The sequence below is a fragment of the Streptomyces blastmyceticus genome (genome assembly GCF_039521185.1).
GTDB lineage: Bacteria > Actinomycetota > Actinomycetes > Streptomycetales > Streptomycetaceae > Streptomyces > Streptomyces blastmyceticus.
Genome location: NZ_BAAABW010000026.1, coordinates 786,323 through 804,695 on the forward strand (window position 1 = coordinate 786,323; position 18,373 = coordinate 804,695).

Genomic DNA, 18,373 nt, shown 5'->3' on the forward strand with positions numbered 1-18,373 from the left:
CCGAACTATTCGGCAACCGACGAGTCAGGGGCGCGGAGGGGTGCGGGCGGCGCCCGGGGGCGCACGGCCGGGCGGGCGCCCCCGGAAAATCTCCGCAGGCGGGGCAGGGAAATGCCGGGGAATTCCCCTCTGTCTCGTTTTCGATGCACCTTCCAGGGAGTTCCCCGAACGCGGTTTCCCTCTTGCGTCGACGCCGTCGGAAATGCCAGCGTGCAACAAACGACGTGCCACGCACACGGAACCCCGGGTGCCGCGCTCACCTCTGCCCACCTGCTGTGATTCCCCAGGAGCCACGCCCGCTCGACGCCCTCCTAATTCTCCCCGCACCGGTTTTCGGCAACGCGAAAAAATTCCAGATGATAAACACAGGAGACGTCATGTCGCACACGCAGACCGCCGCCCGGTATCTGTCGCGTGCAACGGCCCGGGTTCGCGGATATCTGCCCACGCGTCTACCCACGTATCTGCCCACGCGGGACGACCTCGCCGTGATGTGCGCGTCGCCGCGCGAGGACGCCGTGGCCGGGCTGACCGTGGCCGTGGCCGCGCTGCCCCTGTCCCTCGGTTTCGGCGTGGCCTCCGGGCTGGGTGCGCAGGCCGGGCTGGTCAGCGCGGTGGTCGCCGGAGGGCTGGCGGCGGTGCTCGGCGGCTCGAAGCTGCAGATCACCGGGCCGACCGGGATCCTGGCCGTGGCCCTGCTGCCGGTGGCCCGGGCCTACGGGGCCGCGGGCGTGCTGACGACCGGTCTGCTGGCCGGTCTCGCACTCATGGCCGCGGCCCGCTTCGGGATCGGCCGGTACGTGCGCCTGGTGCCCGCGCCCGTCGTCACGGGCTTCGTCACCGGCGGCGCCGCGGTGATCGTCTGCCAGCAGCTGCCCGCGGCCATCGGCACCCACGGCACGGACGGCGAGGGCGTAGCCGCCTCGGCGGTCCGGGCCCTCGGCGACTTCTCTCCCGACCGGAACGGGGCGGCGGCAGCCATGACGATCGGCGTGCTCGCGCTGTGCCTGGCGGCCCGGCGCCTGCCCGCCGTACTGCCCGTACCGCTCCTCGCCGTGGGCATCGCGACCGCCCTCACCCACTTCCTGCACCTGCCGCTCGCCACCATCGGGCGGCTGCCCGCGGGACTCCCGGCCCCCTCCCTCGACTTCGTCTCACCGATGCTCGTGCCGCACCTGCTGCCCTCGGTGCTCGCCGTCGCGGCCCTGGGCGCGCTCGAAGCCCTGATGACGGCAGCGGCGGCGGACGCGCTCAGCCACGGCGAGCGCCACGACGGCGACCGCGTGCTCCTCGGGCTGGGCATCGCCAACGTGGTCACCCCCCTGTTCGGCGGGATGGCCGCGACGGGCACCGTCTGCCGCACCGGCATCAACATCCGCTCCGGAGCCGTCTCCCGGCTGGCCGCCATCGTCAACGTGGCCGCCATCGCGCTCGTCGCCTTCACCGCGGGTCCGCTGGTGTCCGCCGTCCCCCTGGCCGCGCTGGCCGGCTTCCTCATCGCCATTGCCGTCCGCATGGTCGACCTCACCGCGCTGCGGGCCCTGCGCGGCTCCGGCCACGGGCAGTTGGCCGTGGCCGCGGTCACCGCGACGGCCACCCTGCTGTTCGGTCTCGTCACCGGTGTCACCGTCGGTGCCGCGCTCACCGCGGCACTGGCCCTGCACGCGGTGACGAGGACCGCCGCGGTCCACCGCATGCTGCCCCGGCAGAACCCGGCCCGCGAGGGCGACGCGCCACTGCCCGTACCCGACGACGCGTCCGTCGCCGTCTACCGCATCGACGGCCCGCTCCTCTTCACCACCGCCGAACGGCTCCTCAAACCCGTCAGCGGCTCCCAGGCCACCGTGACCGTCCTGCACATGGCCCGCGTCACCATCATCGACGCCACCGGCGTGCTCGCCCTCGGCGAGGCCATCGACATCCACTACCGGCGCCGCGCCCACATCCTCCTCAGCGGCATCCGCCCGAACCACCGCCCCCACCTGGATTCCCTGGGCGTCCTGCGCAGGCTGCGCTCCCACGAGCACCACGCCTTCGCCGCACCCGCCGACGCGGTCCGCTACGCGCAGCACGCCCTGCTCAACCCGCTCGCCCTGCCGGGCCCGGCGCCGGATGCGTCGTGGCTGGAGACGGATGACACGATGTCCGGATGAGACCGGCATCATCCGAACGAACGCGCATACCCCTCGTCCGGCTCGGCGCGCTGCTCGCCACGGTGGGCCTGCTCTCGGCCTGCGGCCTCCCGACGCCGAAGCCCAAGCCGATGGACCCGCCACCCGAGCTCTCGAAGCTCCGCCCGGGCGACGCCCCCTCCCCCGACGCTCCCTCCGGCACGCCTCCCCCGCTCGACTGCCCCAAGTCGGGACTGATCGCGCAGGCCGGACCGGCCGACGCGGCGATGGGGCTACGGGTGTTGACCCTCGAACTGTCCAACTGCGGCAAGGAACGCCGAGTCGTGAACGGCTATCCGGACATACGGATCCTCGACCGCGACCGAAAGCCGGTGGAGGTCGAACTCGAGCGCGGGGCGAAGTCCATCCTCGCCCAGGAAAACTTCGACGCCGGGCCCATCCCGGTGACATTGCTGCCGGGCCAGAAGGCGGTGGCGGCGCTGGCGTGGCGGAACACGGTGGATATGACCGGGTCGCCTGTGAACGGGACGTATGTGTCCGTCGCCCCTGTACCGGGCTCTGCTCGGCAGCTCGTACCGGAGACGATCGACTTGGGGACGACCGGGAAGCTGGGGCTGAGCGCTTGGGCGGAGCCGAAGCGGTAGGTTCGTTGCCGCCTGCGGCGGGAGCCGATCAGGCCTTCTCGATGGCTTCGAAGATGTCGGCGTCGGTCTCCTGCTGCCAAGTCGGGAGGTCGGGCCAGTCTGCGACGTAGCCGGGCTTGGGGTTCTCGAAGTGCTTGAACATTTGCGCGGTCCAACACGTTGCCACGAAACGCCCCTTCTGCTCCCGGGACAGTCTGGCCGCGTGGCCCCCGCTGATCGCGATGAATTGGCGGACCTGGTCGTACACGGCGCCTGCGGCCTCACGCTCCCACTGCGGCGTGTCACCCCAAGGAGTGATGTACCCGGCTTTCGGCTCTCCAGGGAAGTGCTGGTGCACTCCCGCGATCCACGCTTCCCGGAACAGTCGTGCACCTTCGGTCTTCGGCATGCCAACTCCTCTCGTCACGGCGTGCCCAGCGCGGCGATCTCTGCCCCCAGCTCTGCTACACGGCGGTCACGGCTGAGGGGGCCGAACTCGTCGCACAGGGCTTGGAGTCTACGGGCGACGTATCCGGAGGCTGAGGCTCGGGCCAGGCCGAGGGCATCCCGGCCGTAGGCGATGAGCTGTTCGGGATCGCGTCGCTTGGCGCCGATGGCCGCCAGATCGGTCAGCACCGCACCCCTTCGACGGTACGAGTGACCTGCCGCGAGGACGGCCTGCCCCAGCGCTCGCTTGAGCGTCTCCTCCGCCGGGTCGAGGTGGCCCAGCTGCACATACCGGGCGCCGCGTTCATCTGCCAGACGGTCCCCGTCGAAGCGGAGCCAACCGCCGTTCGTACTGCCTGTGGTGAGGTCCTGGACTTTCTCGGCCCGGGCCAGTGCGTGTTCACAGGCCGCCAGGTCGCCGAGGCCGGCGTGCGCCTCGGCTTGGACCGATGCGACCCAATACCGAGTGGCGAGGCTGCTGTCTCCCCGGTCTGCGACGCGTTCGGCCGCCGCGAGGATTTGGGCCGCCTTTCGGTGGCGACCCTCGGACATGTCCACGTAGGCGTGCCGAACGAGAGCGCAGGCCCACAGGTCATGGGCTCCGGCTTCTTTACTGACGGACGCCGCCAGCGAGTAGGCGGCGGCTGCGTCGGCGTACCGGTTGGCGTCGAAGGAGACCTCGCCCGCCAGCTGGAAGAGGTCGGCCGCCGCGATCAGGAGTGGGCGGGAGTTGCCCCGGGTGTCCGCTGCCAGGGCTTCGTTGAGGGTGGAGAGCTGGTCTCGAGAGTGGCCTCGATGCTGGCGCGGATCGCGTAGCGTCGCTGCCATTCCTCGCTCCGCTGGCCGAGCCGGTTGCGCCTCTGGATCTCGTGGAGTTCGCGGGTGGGCAGCAGCGCGAGGGCCCGGGGGAGTCGAAGGAGTCGAAGGAGTCGATGCACCGACTGCGGGCCGGGCAGGCCAGGCAGTCCGCCTTGGCGAACTTGGCCTGGATGTAGTTGTTTCCGTTGATCCGCAGTGGTCTCCATTCCCTGCCGACCGAGCCCTTCGGGCACGTGGCCCTGGCCGTCTTCCAGTTGATGGTGAACGCGGACTTGCCGTAGCCCGCTTCGCTCTCTGGCCTGGTGACTGTGGTCGGGAACGATGGGCCCCAGCAGGGTGATGCCGTGGACGCGTTCGACGCGGGCAAGGGTGATGTAGGCGGCATCGGCCATATGCTCACCCGAGGCCAGCGCGCCGACCGCGAGATCGTCGAGGATCTGACCAGTGAGCTCGCCGTCCTGGACAGGGCGGTCGTGGTGGCCACGTGCACCACCACCTTGGGCCGTTCGACCTCGCACGTTTCGGTGAAGTGAACCCGGTACCCGCTCCAGCCGGTGCCCCGCTTGACGCAGCAGTGCGCATCCGTGTCGTAGGGCGAATCGAACCACACGGAGTTCGGCAGGATGCCTTGCAGAAAAGCCGGTCTGCCACCGGCTGCGACCCCGGCGACCGCTCGCGCCAGGGCGGCAGCAACGGTGCGATCAGCACCACAAGTCATCCTCCGGAATCAATGGCTGAATGCTCACGCCATCCAGAGCGGCCCGACCACTAGACCGTCACACCCCCTAGGAGTTCAAGAGACCGCGCTACGAGCTCTACAGCAACACCGTGATTCCGACACTCTCTATTGGGCCAGAATCACGGTGCTGAGCTTCAGCCGGGTGGCCGCGCCCGCTCACGGCCTTCGGTAACAAGCGCCAGCAGGCCGCAGAAAAGGATGAATAGAACAAGGAGCACTTCAGTGCCCATCATGCCGACATCCTTCTCGACCACGTAAGCCCCGGCGAAGAGCCACATCAACGAACCCATCGCCACGAGCAGATGGTTTCCTCTCTCCCGTAAAGCGCGCATCCCTGCCCATAACAGCACCGGCATCACCGTCACCCCGGCGGCCGTGGCCAGTGCCGACTCGAGGAACCCACCGAAGAACGAGTCAGAACGGGCTTCTCCGACATCCGACGCCCAATGCCTTGCGGACGCCCAGATCCAGTAGGTGGTGTGCGCAGCAGCAGCCGACACGACGGCCCCCTTCACGAAGCGGGAGGACTTACTTTTTGCCATACCTTCGCCCTTCATGGCACGGCAGCGGGGCCTGGGCAAGTCTACTCAGCCCCCCCGGCCTTCACTGAGTCAGTTCCCTTGGAGCGTGTGCTCCAGGCTGTGGCTCGCGGCTGGCACCCCGACCTCGCACCGCATCTCCGTGCCCGCGCCGAGGCCCTCAGCGGCGTCCAGCCGCCTGCCCCGGCGAACGCCGAAGTCAGAGCCTGAACTCACCCGTTCCGGAGGGTGCGTAGGAAATCCGTCCAGGACGAGGCGGGGAAGATCAGCGGGGTACGGCCGGGGTTCTTGCTGTCCCTGACGGGGACGAAGCCGGTTATGTTGTCGGCGACTTCGACGCACCCACCGCCATTGTTGCCGCTATAGCTGGACTTCTTCCCGCCCGCGTGCCAAGCAAAGTTGCGGGCGAGCTCTACGCAGTTGCCTTCGTTGCCACCGCTGTAGCTGGACTTGATCCACTCTGCCCCGGAAAGATCGAGCGTCTTCATCTGGTCCATTCCTCCTTCACCTTGCGAATCAGGTCAAGCGAATCCGATGGGGACAGCGCGCGGAGCGTACTTCGGGGTCTGGGGCGGGGCTGGGGAAAGAACCGTCACCCGTTCCGGAGGGTGCGCAGGAAATCCGTCCAGGACGAGGCGGGGAAGATCAGCGGGGTACGGCCAGGGTTCTTACTGTCCCTGACGGGGACGAAGCCGGTTATGTTGTCGGCGACTTCGACACACTGGCCTTCGTTGCCGCCGCTGTACGAGGATTTACGCCAGCTGGCGCGCGAAGCGAAGTTTCGGGCGACCTCCACGCACTCGCCTTCATTGCCTCCGCTGTAGCTGGATTTGATCCACTCCGCACCGGAGATGTCGAGCATCTTCATCTGGTCCATTCCTTCATCACGTCACGAATCAGGGCGAGCGATTCCTCTGGGGACAGCGCATCGGCGCGCAGCCGATCGTAGGTCACGTTCGCGTCCGCCACGGTCTGCGGCGAGTCGATCACCTGACCGGAGACCGGGTCCTCTACGTAGAGCACGTCCGATTCGCCGTCAGCGAATTTGAGCACGACGAAAGGCAGGTGTGTCGCCGGGGCCCCCGACTTGAACGGGAAGATCTGAAGCGTGACATGAGGCGTATCGGCCATTCGCAGAAGGTGGGCCAGCTGCTCATGCATGACCTCCGGGCTGCCGATCGTGTGTCGGAGGCACGACTCGTCCAAGACGACCCAGAGCAGTGGCGGATTCTCGACTTCCATGACCTGTCGCCTCTTGAGTCGTCGCGCGACCTTCTCCGCAGTCACGTCCAGGTCGTCCCGAGGGTGTGCCTTGCGGAAGACCGCGTGTGCGTACGCCTCCGTCTGCAACATCCCCATGACGAGGGTCGGGTTGTAGCTCAGGATCACCGTCGCCCGCTGCTCCAGCCGAACGTACGGCTCGAACCAGTCGGGATACCCGCGCCTCGCCACCCGCTCCCGCAGGCGCGCGAACATGCCCGGCGTACCGAACACCCTGTCACACGCCTCGGCGAATTCCGGGCTCGCGAGCCGCTCCCCCGCCTCCACCTTGGCCACGTACTGCTGCCCGTACGTCGCCTTCTCGCCCAACTCCCGCTGGCTCAGCCCACGGTCCGTGCGCCACGCGCGCACTTCGGTGCCGAAGTACGCCGCGCCGGTCAGATGCGCCCCATCGCTCCAGTCGTCTGCCATGGCAAACCCCTTTCACCCCAGTCCCGTTGGGGTGGCTTGAGATCTGTTCACCGTACGAGCGGAGGGCGACTCTGGACGCACACACAGTGAACAACGCCCCATGTGGGCGAACCGGTTACGTGAGGTTGCCCTATGGCCCATACCCCTCAGCCCGCCCCCTACGCCGCCCGCAAGGGCGAACTCGTATGGGACAGCGCACTCGACCGCGTAGGCGAGGTCACGGACGACCGCTACCGGCTCCGTTCGCCCGGCGGCGGAGCCGAATGGCACGCGGAGCGCTGCACGATCCGCCCCGCCACCCGCGTGGAAGCACTGCGCGCCCGTGTGGCTGCCGCGAACGCGGAGAGCCGGAAGGGGCGCGAGTGACCACCCCGAACGCCGCCGCGCAAGCGCCCGCGCCACCGGCCCGCTGCGCGGAATGCCGACGGATCAAGGCCGGGCACTACGAGGCCAGTCGGAGCGGCGACCTCCAGAAGGCCAGGGCGTGGACGGAAGAGATGGGGCGCCACGTATGGGCGGCTCACGCGTGACCATGACCTGGCTGGGCCGCCTCGTCCGGCACTGCGCGCACGCGGCGGGATGGCGCAGCAGCGGTGGGGTCGCGCGGTGTGCGGCCGGTTGTGGGACGGAGCGCTTCACGGGGTACGAGGCGCTCGTACCCCCTGCGGGAATGGGGCCGGAACCACCGCCTCCCGCGGACAGCCGCCGCAGGGGCGACTGGTGGACGTCCCCCCTCTACCCCGCGCGCGCCCTTGAGTGATGATGGCCCGATGAATCACCTCGGCCTGGTGGCCCTCGTCGTGCGCGACTACGACGAGGCCGTCGACTTCTACGTCAACTCCGTCGGCTTCGAACTCGTCGAGGACACGCGCATAGACGAGCACAAGCGGTGGGTGGTGGTGGCCCCTCGCGGTGCGAGGGAGGCGGGTGTGCTCCTTGCGCGGGCCGTCACCCCGGAGCAGGAGGCCCGGATCGGCGATCAGACGGGCGGGCGCGTGGGGTTGTTCCTCCACACGGACGACTTCGCGAGGGACCACGACCGGATGCGCGCCGCCGGGGTCGCCTTCGAGGAACCGCCGCGCGAGGAGCCGTACGGCACGGTGGCGGTCTTCCGGGACCTGTACGGCAACCGCTGGGACCTGCTCCAGCCCGCCCGCGTGTCTGGCGGCTCTACAGAGGGAGGAAGGTGATCACGGCCGTGCCGTCGTTGTGCTCGATCTCGCCGCCGGCCAGGCAGAGCTTTCCGTCGGTCAACGAGGTATAGACACCATTACCGTTGAAGTGGTGGCCCACGAACCACGTCCCGCCGGTGACCGTGCCGGTCCACTCGTACACGCGCGTGCCGTCCTCGCGCGGCAGCGTGGAGACGGTGCCGGTCAGGGTGCTCTCACCGGTCCGGTGTCCGCTGTCCGGGGCGGACCAGTGATCGGTCTCGGTGATCGAAGGTGCGATGACCTGGCCGGGGCTCGCCTGCAGGCATCCGGTGACGGATGTGACGGAGCCGCCGAAGGTGCCGTGCCAGGTCCGGGCCTTGAGCACGGGGAGTGAGGAACAGGAGTAGTCGCCCGACCAACTGGTGGTCGTTGGGCGGGGGGTGGCTCTGAGGGGCGGGCTGAAGGTGTAGTGGATCCGCCCGACGCAGGTCCCGGTCGCCGGGCTCGCCGCCCCGGCGTCGGCGGAGGCGGGCGGCAGGCCGAGCATCAGAAGGAGGGGGAGGGCACCGGCGGCGACCGGGAGGAAGGCGCGCTTACGCATACCGCGGTGATCCTTTCGGGACGGGACCTCGGTGTCGCTTGCCCTGCACAGTCTTCACAAGGGCGACGGCCCCCACCACCGGGCCCGGGCAGCGTACGGATGGACCGCCCGGCGCACGAACGAGCTCGGCGCCGCTCAACTCCCTCGCGTAACCAGGATCCTGCGCCCACCGCAGGTCGGCATCAGCGGCACAAGGCCGTGTCCACGACACGCTCCACGCGCTTCATCGTTCCCACGTCGCTCGGCTGGGTGGTCACCGCAATGTTGACGGCGCGGCCCTTGGCGGTGACGCCGCCCCGGGTCTCGTATCCGGTGGTGCTGCCGCCGTGGCCCCAGTAGACGCCGCCGCACGACAGCGGCGTGCTCACGAGCCCCAGTCCGTAGCGGGCGCCGTCGGCGAAGGGGGCTCCGGCGGGGACGGTGGTGCGCATCTGGGCGAGCTGGGCCGGCGGGAGGAGGCGGCCGGACAGGAGCGCGGTGAAGAACCGGTTGAGGTCGGAGTTGGTCGAGATCATCTGGCCTGCCGACCAGCCCCAGGAAGGGTCGAATTCCGTGACGTCGAGCGGGGCGCCCGCCGAATCCCGGTCGTAGCCCTTGGGGTGGGGCTCCCGGATGGTCACGTCACCGGGGGCGGGGAAGTACGTGTGGCGCAGCCCGATGCGCTTGATGACGCGCCGGTCGATCTCCTCGGCGACGGGGTGGCGGGTGACCTTCTCGACGATCAGGCCGGCCAGCACGTAGTTCGTGTTGCTGTACTCCCATTTCTCCCCCGGGTCGAAGTCCGCCTTGTGCTGGAGGGCGAGGCCGAGGAGCTCGTGGGGGGTGTAGTACCGGGGTTCGTCGGCGAGGTACTTGACGTAGTTGGGCAGTCCGCTGGTGTGCTGGAGGAGTTGGCGTACGGTGATGTGGCGGCCGTCGATCCTTTCCCCGCGGACGAGTCCCGGCAGGTAGGTGTCGACCGTGGCGTCGAGGCCGATCTTCCCCTCGCCGACCAGTTGCAGCACGACCACCGCGGTGAACGTCTTGGTGTTGCTGCCGATCCGCACCTGCCCGTCGACCGGCACCTTCGCGCCGGTGGCCAGATCGCCGACCCCCGCAGTGTAGGTACGGGTGTGCCCCTCACGGTCCTTCACACTCGCCAGCGCGGCGGGCACGCCATCGGAGCGCGCCAGCGAGCTCAGCCCCTGCTGCACGGCGTCCGGCCTGGCGGCGGCGAACGCCGCGGGCGGCGCCAGGGCACCCATAGCCATGACGCCCGCCACCACGGCCGCGGCCGGCACGGCTCTGAACCGGCCGCCACTCCGCCTGAAGGAACGGGGCTTCTGCCATGCCTGCTCGCACACGAGTCAACTCCTACGGAATCATCGGGAAACCAGCGGTATGCCCGCCGGGCCCAGCATGTCCGGATGGAGCCACCCGGGACGATCCTGCTACCCGCCCGGCTCCGGGTAGGGCTAACCCCCTGAGACAGCCGCACGGACTGTGTGCCTGCGTGCCATTGCCTTGTCCGCCCGCACCGGGGAAGGATCTGCTCATGAGGGTTACCGGGGCGGACGGAGCAGCCGCGGCTGCCACGTCCGCCGCGCGGCGGGCGCGGATCGTGCGGGCGGCCACCGAGACCATCGCCGACTACGGGCTCGTGGGGGCGTCCTTCGCCCGGATCGCCGAGCGGGCCGAGGTGCCCAGCACCGGGGCGGTCTGCCGCCACTTCAAGAACAAGCAGGAGTTGATCGACGAGGTGGCCTCGGGCGTCCTCGCCGATCTCGGGCAGTCGGTCACGGCGCGGCTGCGGCAGGAGACGACGGCGCGGGGCGCACTCCTCGCCTTTCTGCGGGCCAATGTCGAGTTCACCGGAAGCCATCGCGTCCGGATGAGCGCGCTCCTGGCGATCTTCACCAACAGCGGCTTCCCCTTCGCCGCGGCCGAACGCGACCGCGCCCGGGCCCCGATCGAGGCGATCCTGCGCGACGGCCAGGCCCGCGGGGAATTCCGCGACTTCGACCCCGAGATGATGGCTTCCCTGGCCCAGAGCGCGCTGGAGGGCCTGCCGATGCTGCTGGAATCCCGGCCGGAGCTGGATCTGGCGGCCTTCGCGGACGAGGTGGCGGCGACGTTCGACCTGGCGACGCGGCGGGAGCCGTGAGGGGCCTGCGGGCCGGTTATGGGCTTGTCGCCGTCCCCCCGGCCGTCGCCACCGCGATCGCCGCCGCGTAGCCCCGGTCGGTCTCGACGTCCGTCAGCGTCCAGCCGTGCGGTGACGCCGGGGTGCGGCCCGTGCCGACGTACTGCTTGGCGGGGCTCTCGGAGAGGCCGGTTCCGATGCCCTTGAGGTACGCCTCCTTGCGCGTCCAACAGCGCGCGAACGCGGCCGGGATTTGCGCCGCCTGGAGCGCGGCGAGCTCGGCGGTCTCGGCGGGGTGGAGCATGCGCGCCACCTCGGTGGCGACATCGGCGGGTTGCTCCTGCTCCACATCCGCCCCGACCGGGGTGTCGGCGAAGGCGAAGAGAGCCAGGTCACCGGCGTGCGAGAGGTTGAAGTGGAAGGGGGCGCCGACCGCGGCGGGGCGGCCGTGCGGGCCGCCGCAGCCGGGGCACGGCTCGCGCGTCAGCGCGACGGCGGCCGGGTCGGTACCGAGGTAGGCGCCGAGCAGTTGGCGCAGCGCTGCGTGGCTCGCGACATAGCGCTGCCGGAGTGGTTCGCGTGCGAAGGCGGCTGCTCTGGTTCGCTCCTGGGCGTCCAGGGTCCGCTCGTCCGCTTCTGCGGTGGGGTCGATGCGCAGCAGCCATACGTGGGGTGGGGCGGGGGTCCAGACGGTGGGGAGCGGGTCGTTGCCGAGGATGCGGGGCGTGATGGTCACCCGGTGGATCTTCCCCTACCTCGCCCCTTCCCGCAGCGTCTGTTGCACGGCTCCGCCGAGGCCGGGGCTCCGCCCCGGACCCGTACCCGGGTGCGGCCCGGCGGGGCTTTGTTCCCCTACCCCGCCCCTTCCCGGCTGTGTCAATTTGCGGCTCCGCCGCGTGGGGGGCTCCGCCCCAGACCCCGAAGCACGCTTCGCGCGCTGTCCTCAAACGCCGGACGGGCTGAAATTCGCACCCCGTGCAAAACAAAAAGCCGGCCCCAGCAGCGGCATCCGCTGGGGCCGGGGTCGTTACCGCAGTGGGCCTGCGCGGTCGATGCTGCCGTCGTCGCGCCACCGCGCCGGCACGCCCGTGCGGTACATCCGGGCGCCCGGCGGCCCGTACGGATCGGGCTCCGTGTCCGCCGTCGCGAGGCGCTCACCCGCCACGTACAGCTCTCCCGCCACGCCGGGTGGGCAGAGCCGGCCGGCGGGGTCGAGGACGTAGAGCCTGGTGTTCCAGGTGGGGCGGCCGATCGGGAGGGGGCCGGTCGCGCCCGGTTCGGACGTGTGGAGGGCCACGGCCTGCCCGTACAGCTGGTGCAGCCGCGCGCCGGGCAGCGTCCGGTGGAACGCGTCGGCCGTGGCGCGCGGCAGCTCGTCGCCGCCGCTGAGCACGTCTCGCAGATCCGTGCACGCTGCCGCGCCGGGCTCCGCGAGGAACTCGGCGAGCGTGGTGGGCGTGAAGTGTGCGACGGTGACGCGGTGTTGGCGGATCGTACGGGCGACGCCGTCGGCGCCGGGTTCCGCGAGGACCAGCGTCGCGCCCTCGCGCAGCGGCCAGAACAGCTCCGGTGCGGAGGAGCCGGTGCACAGGACCCGGTCGCCGGGGGCGAGGCGGTAGCGCGACTGCGTCCAGCGCAGCCGGTTGTCGACGGTGGCGTGCGGTACGGGCGCGGCCCCGGGGAGCGCGTACGCGGGGTGCTGCGGGGTGAGCGCGCGGCCCGGGTCGGTGGGGAGGTACGCGGCGAGCCCGGCGACGAGGCCCGGGCCGTCGAGGGCGAGCACGGGGATGCGGGTGTCCGGCAGGGTCGCACGCCCCGCGCGGTCGGTGAGGACGCACACAAGGTCCCCGTCCGGCTCCGGCCGGTCGAGCGGCACATACGCGCCCCCGGCCTTGAGCACGGCGAGCAGTGCCACGACGAGCTCCGGGGAGTGCGGCAGCGCGACGGCGACGAGCGCACCGGGCCGTACGCCCAGTGTGCGGAGGTGGCGGGCGAGGCGGTTGGCGCGGGTGCCCAGTTCGGCGTAGGTGAGGGTCCCGGCGGCGGAGATCAGCGCGGGCGCGCCGGGGGTGCGGGCGGCACGGGCCTCGACGGGGCCGATGAGCGTGGTGGGCGGCACGGCGACGGCGGTGTCGTTGAACTCGGCGCGGATCCGCTCGCGTTCGGCGTCCGTGGCGAGGTCGAGGTCGGCGAGGGGGCGGTGCGGGTCGCTGTCGGCGAGGCGGGTCAGCAGGTCGAGGAAGCGGGTGTGGTGGGCGTCGAGCGCGTCCTGGCCGTAGAGGGCGGGGTTGGCCTCGTAGTCGATGCGCAGGCCGGTGCCGTCGGCGCGGTCGTGGAGGTGGACGGTGAGGTCCTCGACGGGCCCGGCGGCGAGGGTGTGCAGGTCGGAGCGGGCTCCGGCGAAGGCCGGTCCGTCGCTGAGGGGCACGATGTTGACGCGCGGCCCGGCGAGGGCCCGGTCCGGGCCGGTCAGGCCGAGGTCGCGGCGGATGTCCTCGTGGCGCAGCCGCTGGTGGCGGCGTGCGGCGCGGATACCGGTGACGACCTGGTGGGTGAGCTCGGCGAACGTGGTGTCGTGGGTGACGGTCAGCCGCAGCGGGAGCACGTTGACGGCCATGCCGGGGACGCGCAGGGCGACGGAGCCCGTACGGCCCATCACCGGCAGGCCCAGCACGACGACGTCGCTGCGGGTGGCGCGCGCGAGGTAGAGCGCCTGGGCGGCGAAGGCGGCGTCCTTCCAGGTGGCGCGCACGGACTCGGCGAGGTGGCGCAGCCGGTCGGCGGTGCCGGGCGCGAGGCGGGCGGTGCGGCGCAGCGGGGTGCGGGCGGGCGGGGCCGTGCGTCCGGCGAGGGTCGGGACCTCGGGGCGGTCGGCGAACTCGCCGAGCCAGTGGGCGCGGTCGCGCTCCCGGAGGCCGGAGGCGCGGTACGCGGCGTCCTCCTCGACCAGCGCGGCCAGCGGCCCGAAGGGGCTGGGGCCGGGGTCGGCGCCGGTGGCGAGCGCGGAGTACGCCTCGGCGACGCGGCGGGCGACGAGCAGGTGGCCGTAGCCGTCGAGGACGGCGTGGTGCGCGCGCTGGTACCACAGCCACCGCCGGTCCCCGACGCGCAGGAGCGCGTGCCGGAACAGCGGTCCGTCGACGAGGTCGAGTGGCTCTTCGAGGTCGCCCCGCATCCAGGCCAGCGCGGCGGCGTCGGGGGCGCGCCGGTCGCGGAGGTCGGCGACGCGGAAGGGGAGGCGCAGCGGCCGGTGGACGCCGGAGGGCGCAAGGGCGCGTGGAGGCGCCACCGGTGAGCCGGCCGCCTTGTGGGAGGCGGCGTACGGGACCGTACGGGGAACGGCCGCGGTCCCGTCCAGTGGTTCGAGTGCCGTCGGCACCTGGCGGAGGCCGCCGGCCGTCGTCACGATGCGGACGCGCAGTGCCTCGGCCTCGGTGACGGTGCGGTGCAGTGCCCGGGCGAACAGGCCCGGGTCGACCGGGCCGTGGATCTCCAGGAAGCCGGCGGTGTCCGCCGGCCGGGCGGACCACATGGCCGCCTGTGCCGCGGTCAGCGGCAGCGGCGGGCCCGCCGACGCGGGCGGTCGCGGCCGCGCGTCGGCGGGTGACACCCGGTCCAGGGTGCGGAGGTTCATCCCCGGGCCCCCAGCAGGGGAACCCACTGCTCGATCGCCGGCTGCTCGGCCAGTTCGACGAAGGTCACCTCGGTGCCGTGCGCGCGGCGCCAGCGCTCGGCGAGAGTCATGATGCGGACGGAGTCGAGGCCGTAGTCGACGAGGTTCTCGTCGTCGGGGATGTCGGCGGGGTCCTCGCCGAGTACGTCGGCGACGTCGGCCCGGATCTGTTCGAGGGTGAGTGCCATGGGTGTCACGCTCCTTCGAAGAGCCGGTCGGTGGTGGTGACGACGGCGCACTTGGCGGCCGCCCAGCGCAGGGCCATCGCGTGGTCCTCCGGGGAGAAGTCCGCGACGGCGTCGGCGACGACGAAGGGCTGGATGTCGCGCATCCAGGCGTCACCGGCGGTCATCAGCACGCCGATGTGCGCGTACACGCCGACGATGACCAGCTGGTCGCGGCCCTGCGCGGCCATCCGCTCGGCGAGGTCGGTGCGGACGAAGGCGCTGTACTTCCACTTCGTCAGGACGGTGTCGCCCTCGGTGGGCGCGACGGCGGCGGGGATCGCCTTGGCCTGCTCGTCGTCGGGCAGGCCCGGTCCCCAGAAGTCCTGCTGGAGGCCGCGCTCGGCGGGGCTCTGGCCGCCGGGCTGGGCGGAGTAGACGACCGGGACGCCGAGCCGCTCGCAGTGCTTCTTGAGCGTGGCGACGTTGGCGAGGAGCTCGGTGACGGGCGAGGCGCCCTCGGTGAAGGCGCCGAGGAAGTAGTTCTGGAGGTCGTGCACGAGCAGGACGGCGCGGTCCGGGTCCACGGTCCAGCCGACCTTGTTCGCGGGCAGCGCGTCGGCGGCCGGCATGGGGTAGGGGGCGATGGCTGGCAGTGCCATGAAGGGGCCTTTCGGGTACGGGAGATCTGTGGGGCGGGCGGCGCGCGTCTCAGCCCGCGGCGGCGAGCGACGCGGTGATCGCGGCGCGGAGGTCCTTCTTGCTGACCTTGCCGATGCCGGTCTGCGGGAACTCCTCGACGAACTCGACCCGGTCGGGGACCTTGTAGGCCGCGAGGCCGCGCTCGCGCACGAACTTCTTGATGGCGAGGGACTTCACCGGCGCGGCGCCCGCCCGCAGGACGACGTAGGCGCAGGTGCGCTCGCCGAGGTAGGCGTCGGGCATGGAGACGACGGCGGCGTCGTGGACGGCGGGGTGGGCGAGGATGTGGTTCTCGATCTCCTCGGCGGCGACCTTCTCGCCGCCGCGGTTGATCTGGTCCTTGGCCCGTCCCTCGACGACGAGGTGGCCGGTCTCCGTGCGCCGGACGATGTCGCCGGTGCGGTAGAAGCCGTCTTCGGTGAAGGCGGTGGCGTTGTGCTCGGGGGCCCGCCAGTAGCCGCGGATGGTGTAGGGGCCGCGGGTGAGGAGGTGGCCGGTCTCCCCCACGGGCAGGTCGTTGTCCTGGTCGTCGACGACGCGGATCTCGTCGTCCGGGGAGATCGGGCGGCCCTGGGTGGTGACGATCGTCTCGAAGGGGTCGTCGAGCCGGGTGTAGTTGACGAGGCCCTCGGCCATGCCGAAGACCTGCTGGAGCGTGCAGCCGAGCGCGGGCGTCACGCGCCGGGCGGCCTCCTCGCTGAACTTCGCGCCGCCGACGAGCAGCACCTGGAGGCTGCTCAGGTCGTACCGGGTCGTCGCGGCGGCCTCGGTCCACACCAGGGCCAGGGGCGGTACGAGCCCGGTCAGGGTGACGCCCTCGCGCTCGATGACGGGGAAGGCCACGTCGGGGCTGGGGCTGCGGGTGAGGACGACGCGGGCCCCGGCGTACAGGGCGCCGAGGGTGCCGGGCGAGCTGAGGGGGAAGTTGTGGGCGGCGGGCAGCGCGCAGAGGTAGACGCTGTGCTCGTCCACCGCGCAGATCTCGTTGGAGCCGCGCAGCGAGTAGATGTAGTCGTCGTGGGTGCGCGGGATGAGCTTGGGCACGCCGGTGGAGCCGCCGGAGAGCTGGAGGAAGGCGAGGTCCTCGGGGCGCGGGCCGTCCTCGGCCGGCACGGGTTCGCGGGGCACGTCGGTGAGCGCGGTGTGCTCCCCGGGGTCGCCGACGACGAAGACGTGGCGCAGGGTGGTCACCTCGGCCCGTACCTTCGAGGCCAGTTCGCGGTGGTCGAACCCGGCCTCGGTGTCGGGGATGACGTAGGCGACGGCCTCGGTGAAGGCGCAGAAGTGCCGGATCTCGCTCTCGCGGTGCGCGGGCAGCGCGAAGACGGGCAGGGCGCCGATGCGGAAGAGGGCGAAGACGACCTCGAAGAACTCGGCGACGTTGGGCAGCTGGAGGACGACGCGGTCGCCCTTGCCGATGCCCTTGGCGAGGAACCCGGCGGCGAGCCGGTCGGCGCGCTCGTCCAGTTCGCCGTAGGTCCAGGCCCGGCGCTCCTTGCCGCGCGCCTCGTCCGCGGGGTCGACGATCGCGACCCGGTCGGGGTGGGCGAGCGCGCGCTCGCGCAGCATCCCGCCGAAGGTCTCGCCGCGCCAGTGGCCGGCGGCGCGGTAGCGCTCGGCGTACTCGGCCGGGTAGGCGGGGGCGTCGTGGGTGATCGGCTGGGCGCTCATCGGCCGGCCTCCTGGTGGTCGGCGCCGACGGCGTCGAGGAACGTACGGAACTTGGCGCCGGTCTCGGCGGTCTCGGCCTCCGGTGACGACCGGTCGACGATGCCCGCGCCGGCGTAGAGCCGCAGGGTGCGCTCCTCGGCCTCCGCGCAGCGGATGGTGACGACCCATTCGCCGTCGCCGCTCGCGTCGCCCCAGCCGACCATGCCGGTGAAGTGGCCGCGGTCGAAGGGCTCCAGCTCGCCGATGACGTCGCGGGCGGTGCGGGTGGGGGTGCCGCACACGGCCGGGGTGGGGTGCAGGGCCGAGGCCAGCTCCAGCGCGGAGACGGCGGGTTCGGCGAGCTCGCCGCCGATGGTCGTGGAGAGGTGCCACATGGCGGCGGTGCGCACGAGCGTGGGGCGCTCGGGCACGTCGAGGCTGCGGCAGTAGGGGGTGAGCGCCTCGCGGACGGCGTCGACGACGACGGCGTGCTCGTGGAGGTCCTTCTCCGACTGCAGGAGGGCCGCGGCCCGCCGGACGTCCTCGGCGAGGTCGGCGCTGCGGGGGGTGGAGCCGGCGAGCGGGTTGGCGGTCAGGGTGGTGCCGCGCCGGGAGACGAGGAGTTCGGGGCTGGCGCCGAGCAGGGTGCGGCCGGGGCCGGAGGGCACGGCGAAGGTGTATCCGGCGGGGTCGCGGCGGGCGAGTCGCTGGAGGAGCGCGGGGAGGTCGAGTTCGCGGTCGGAGGACAGCTCCAGGGTGCGGGCGAGGACGACCTTGGCGAAGTCGCCGCGCTTCATGCGGCGTACGGCCTCGGCGACGGAGGCGCCGTAGGCGGCGGGCTCGGGCACGGGTCTGATGTCCCAGCGGGCCGCGGCGGGCGCGGCGGCGGGCAGGGCGATCAGCGGGTCGTCGGCGAGCGGCGGCGCCCAGCGGGCGGCCAGGGGCACGGCGAGCTCGGCGCGCGCGGCGGGGTCGAAGGGCACGGTGCCGACGACGATGGGTGCCTCGTGGCCCGCGAGCAGCTGGGCGTCGAGGGTCTCGGTGACGCGCCTGGCGAGGGGGGTGTCGCCGTGCGGCACCTCGGCCCGTACGCCGTGGGCCAGCAGGGTGCGGGTCGGGGAGGCGAAGAAGCGGGCGCGGCCGGGTTCGTAGGCGTCGAGGAGCGAGGTCGCGGCGCCGACGGTGTCGACGGCCCCGCCGGTACCGCGCCCGGGGCCGCCGGGTATCGCGGCGAGGCGGGCGGCGGGTCCGCTCGTCCGGTCGGCGACATGGTGGACCGTGGTCACCTGTTGCTCCGTTTCCTCCGGTGGGTCTCA

Annotated in this window: 21 protein-coding genes and 1 pseudogene; 8 read left to right on the plus strand and 14 right to left on the minus strand. The window is 71.8% G+C overall.

Annotated features, from left to right (window positions below; all coding sequences use genetic code 11):
- Window positions 1-377: 377 nt before the first annotated feature.
- Together ABD269_RS25850 and ABD269_RS25855 are read left to right on the plus strand one after the other, a co-directional pair.
- Window positions 378-2,153, plus strand: coding sequence for a SulP family inorganic anion transporter (locus tag ABD269_RS25850; protein WP_344121517.1), 1,776 nt, complete (start codon window positions 378-380; stop codon window positions 2,151-2,153).
- Entirely contained in the window at window positions 2,150-2,776 is a 627-nt protein-coding gene (locus ABD269_RS25855) for a DUF4232 domain-containing protein (protein ID WP_344121519.1), read from the plus strand. The genes ABD269_RS25850 and ABD269_RS25855 overlap by 4 nt, the downstream gene beginning before the upstream one ends.
- A 28-nt stretch (window positions 2,777-2,804) precedes the next feature.
- Here ABD269_RS25855 and ABD269_RS25860 read toward each other — a convergent pair whose 3' ends face one another.
- Both ABD269_RS25860 and ABD269_RS25865 read right to left on the minus strand, forming a co-directional pair.
- Window positions 2,805-3,164: a hypothetical protein gene (locus ABD269_RS25860; RefSeq protein WP_344121521.1), complete on the minus strand. Its 360-nt coding sequence runs from the start codon at window positions 3,162-3,164 to the stop codon at window positions 2,805-2,807.
- A 14-nt stretch (window positions 3,165-3,178) separates the two neighbouring features.
- Window positions 3,179-4,213: pseudogene (locus tag ABD269_RS25865) on the minus strand (NsdA family TPR-like regulatory protein); the annotation flags it as partial.
- Between the two features lie 152 nt (window positions 4,214-4,365).
- On the opposite strand from ABD269_RS25865, the gene ABD269_RS25870 reads away from it, so the two are divergent.
- Entirely contained in the window at window positions 4,366-4,554 is a 189-nt protein-coding gene (locus ABD269_RS25870; RefSeq protein WP_344121523.1) for a hypothetical protein, read from the plus strand.
- Between the two features lie 340 nt (window positions 4,555-4,894).
- Here the strand turns inward: ABD269_RS25870 and ABD269_RS25875 are convergent, their stop codons facing one another.
- From ABD269_RS25875 to ABD269_RS25890, 4 genes are all read right to left on the minus strand, one after another.
- A complete protein-coding gene (locus ABD269_RS25875) occupies window positions 4,895-5,302 on the minus strand; it encodes a hypothetical protein (RefSeq protein ID WP_344121525.1) in 408 nt (135 codons plus the stop codon).
- A gap of 209 nt (window positions 5,303-5,511) precedes the next feature.
- The gene (locus tag ABD269_RS25880; RefSeq protein WP_344121527.1) at window positions 5,512-5,796 is read right to left on the minus strand and encodes a DUF397 domain-containing protein; all 285 of its coding nucleotides are present in this window, start codon (window positions 5,794-5,796) and stop codon (window positions 5,512-5,514) included.
- Window positions 5,797-5,891: 95 nt separating this feature from the next.
- Window positions 5,892-6,167, minus strand: a complete 276-nt coding sequence (locus ABD269_RS25885; protein WP_344121531.1) for a DUF397 domain-containing protein — start codon at window positions 6,165-6,167, stop codon at window positions 5,892-5,894.
- The gene (locus tag ABD269_RS25890; protein WP_301891412.1) at window positions 6,164-6,991 is read right to left on the minus strand and encodes a helix-turn-helix domain-containing protein; all 828 of its coding nucleotides are present in this window, start codon (window positions 6,989-6,991) and stop codon (window positions 6,164-6,166) included. Before ABD269_RS25890 ends, ABD269_RS25885 begins: the two co-directional genes overlap by 4 nt.
- Before the next feature lie 132 nt (window positions 6,992-7,123).
- Here ABD269_RS25890 and ABD269_RS25895 point away from each other — a divergent pair, with 132 nt between their 5' ends.
- Genes ABD269_RS25895 through ABD269_RS25905 form a run of 4 tightly spaced genes read left to right on the plus strand, consistent with a single transcriptional unit; the run spans window position 7,124 to window position 8,181 of the window.
- Window positions 7,124-7,357 carry a hypothetical protein gene (locus ABD269_RS25895; protein WP_344121534.1) on the plus strand — a complete coding sequence of 78 codons (234 nt, stop codon included), beginning with the start codon at window positions 7,124-7,126 and terminating at the stop codon, window positions 7,355-7,357.
- A complete protein-coding gene (locus tag ABD269_RS25900) occupies window positions 7,354-7,521 on the plus strand; it encodes a hypothetical protein (protein WP_344121537.1) in 168 nt (55 codons plus the stop codon). Before ABD269_RS25895 ends, ABD269_RS25900 begins: the two co-directional genes overlap by 4 nt.
- A gap of 2 nt (window positions 7,522-7,523) precedes the next feature.
- Window positions 7,524-7,751, plus strand: coding sequence for a DUF6255 family natural product biosynthesis protein (locus ABD269_RS35420; RefSeq protein WP_425572990.1), 228 nt, complete (start codon window positions 7,524-7,526; stop codon window positions 7,749-7,751).
- A 10-nt stretch (window positions 7,752-7,761) separates the two neighbouring features.
- Complete coding sequence (locus tag ABD269_RS25905) at window positions 7,762-8,181, plus strand: VOC family protein (RefSeq protein ID WP_344121539.1); 420 nt, start codon at window positions 7,762-7,764, stop codon at window positions 8,179-8,181.
- Here ABD269_RS25905 and ABD269_RS25910 read toward each other — a convergent pair.
- Window positions 8,162-8,746: an SRPBCC family protein gene (locus ABD269_RS25910; RefSeq protein WP_344121541.1), complete on the minus strand. Its 585-nt coding sequence runs from the start codon at window positions 8,744-8,746 to the stop codon at window positions 8,162-8,164. The genes ABD269_RS25905 and ABD269_RS25910 overlap by 20 nt on opposite strands.
- A gap of 182 nt (window positions 8,747-8,928) precedes the next feature.
- A complete protein-coding gene (locus tag ABD269_RS25915; protein ID WP_344121543.1) occupies window positions 8,929-9,996 on the minus strand; it encodes a serine hydrolase domain-containing protein in 1,068 nt (355 codons plus the stop codon).
- Window positions 9,997-10,280: 284 nt separating this feature from the next.
- On the opposite strand from ABD269_RS25915, the gene ABD269_RS25920 reads away from it, so the two are divergent.
- Entirely contained in the window at window positions 10,281-10,889 is a 609-nt protein-coding gene (locus tag ABD269_RS25920; RefSeq protein ID WP_301891418.1) for a TetR/AcrR family transcriptional regulator, read from the plus strand.
- Between the two features lie 16 nt (window positions 10,890-10,905).
- Here ABD269_RS25920 and ABD269_RS25925 read toward each other — a convergent pair whose 3' ends face one another.
- From ABD269_RS25925 to dhbC, 6 genes are all read right to left on the minus strand, one after another.
- A complete protein-coding gene (locus ABD269_RS25925) occupies window positions 10,906-11,604 on the minus strand; it encodes a 4'-phosphopantetheinyl transferase family protein (RefSeq protein ID WP_344121546.1) in 699 nt (232 codons plus the stop codon).
- 291 nt (window positions 11,605-11,895) lie between these two features.
- Complete coding sequence (locus tag ABD269_RS25930) at window positions 11,896-14,502, minus strand: condensation domain-containing protein (protein WP_344121548.1); 2,607 nt, start codon at window positions 14,500-14,502, stop codon at window positions 11,896-11,898.
- Window positions 14,499-14,729: a phosphopantetheine-binding protein gene (locus tag ABD269_RS25935; protein WP_116214633.1), complete on the minus strand. Its 231-nt coding sequence runs from the start codon at window positions 14,727-14,729 to the stop codon at window positions 14,499-14,501. Before ABD269_RS25935 ends, ABD269_RS25930 begins: the two co-directional genes overlap by 4 nt.
- A 5-nt stretch (window positions 14,730-14,734) precedes the next feature.
- On the minus strand, window positions 14,735-15,367 hold the full coding sequence (locus ABD269_RS25940) for an isochorismatase family protein (RefSeq protein ID WP_344121551.1): 633 nt from the start codon (window positions 15,365-15,367) through the stop codon (window positions 14,735-14,737).
- A 49-nt stretch (window positions 15,368-15,416) separates the two neighbouring features.
- Window positions 15,417-17,078, minus strand: a complete 1,662-nt coding sequence (locus ABD269_RS25945; protein WP_344121553.1) for a (2,3-dihydroxybenzoyl)adenylate synthase — start codon at window positions 17,076-17,078, stop codon at window positions 15,417-15,419.
- A complete protein-coding gene (dhbC, locus tag ABD269_RS25950) occupies window positions 17,075-18,283 on the minus strand; it encodes an isochorismate synthase DhbC (protein WP_344122072.1) in 1,209 nt (402 codons plus the stop codon). The genes ABD269_RS25945 and dhbC overlap by 4 nt, the downstream gene beginning before the upstream one ends.
- Between the last annotated feature and the right edge of the window lie 90 nt (window positions 18,284-18,373).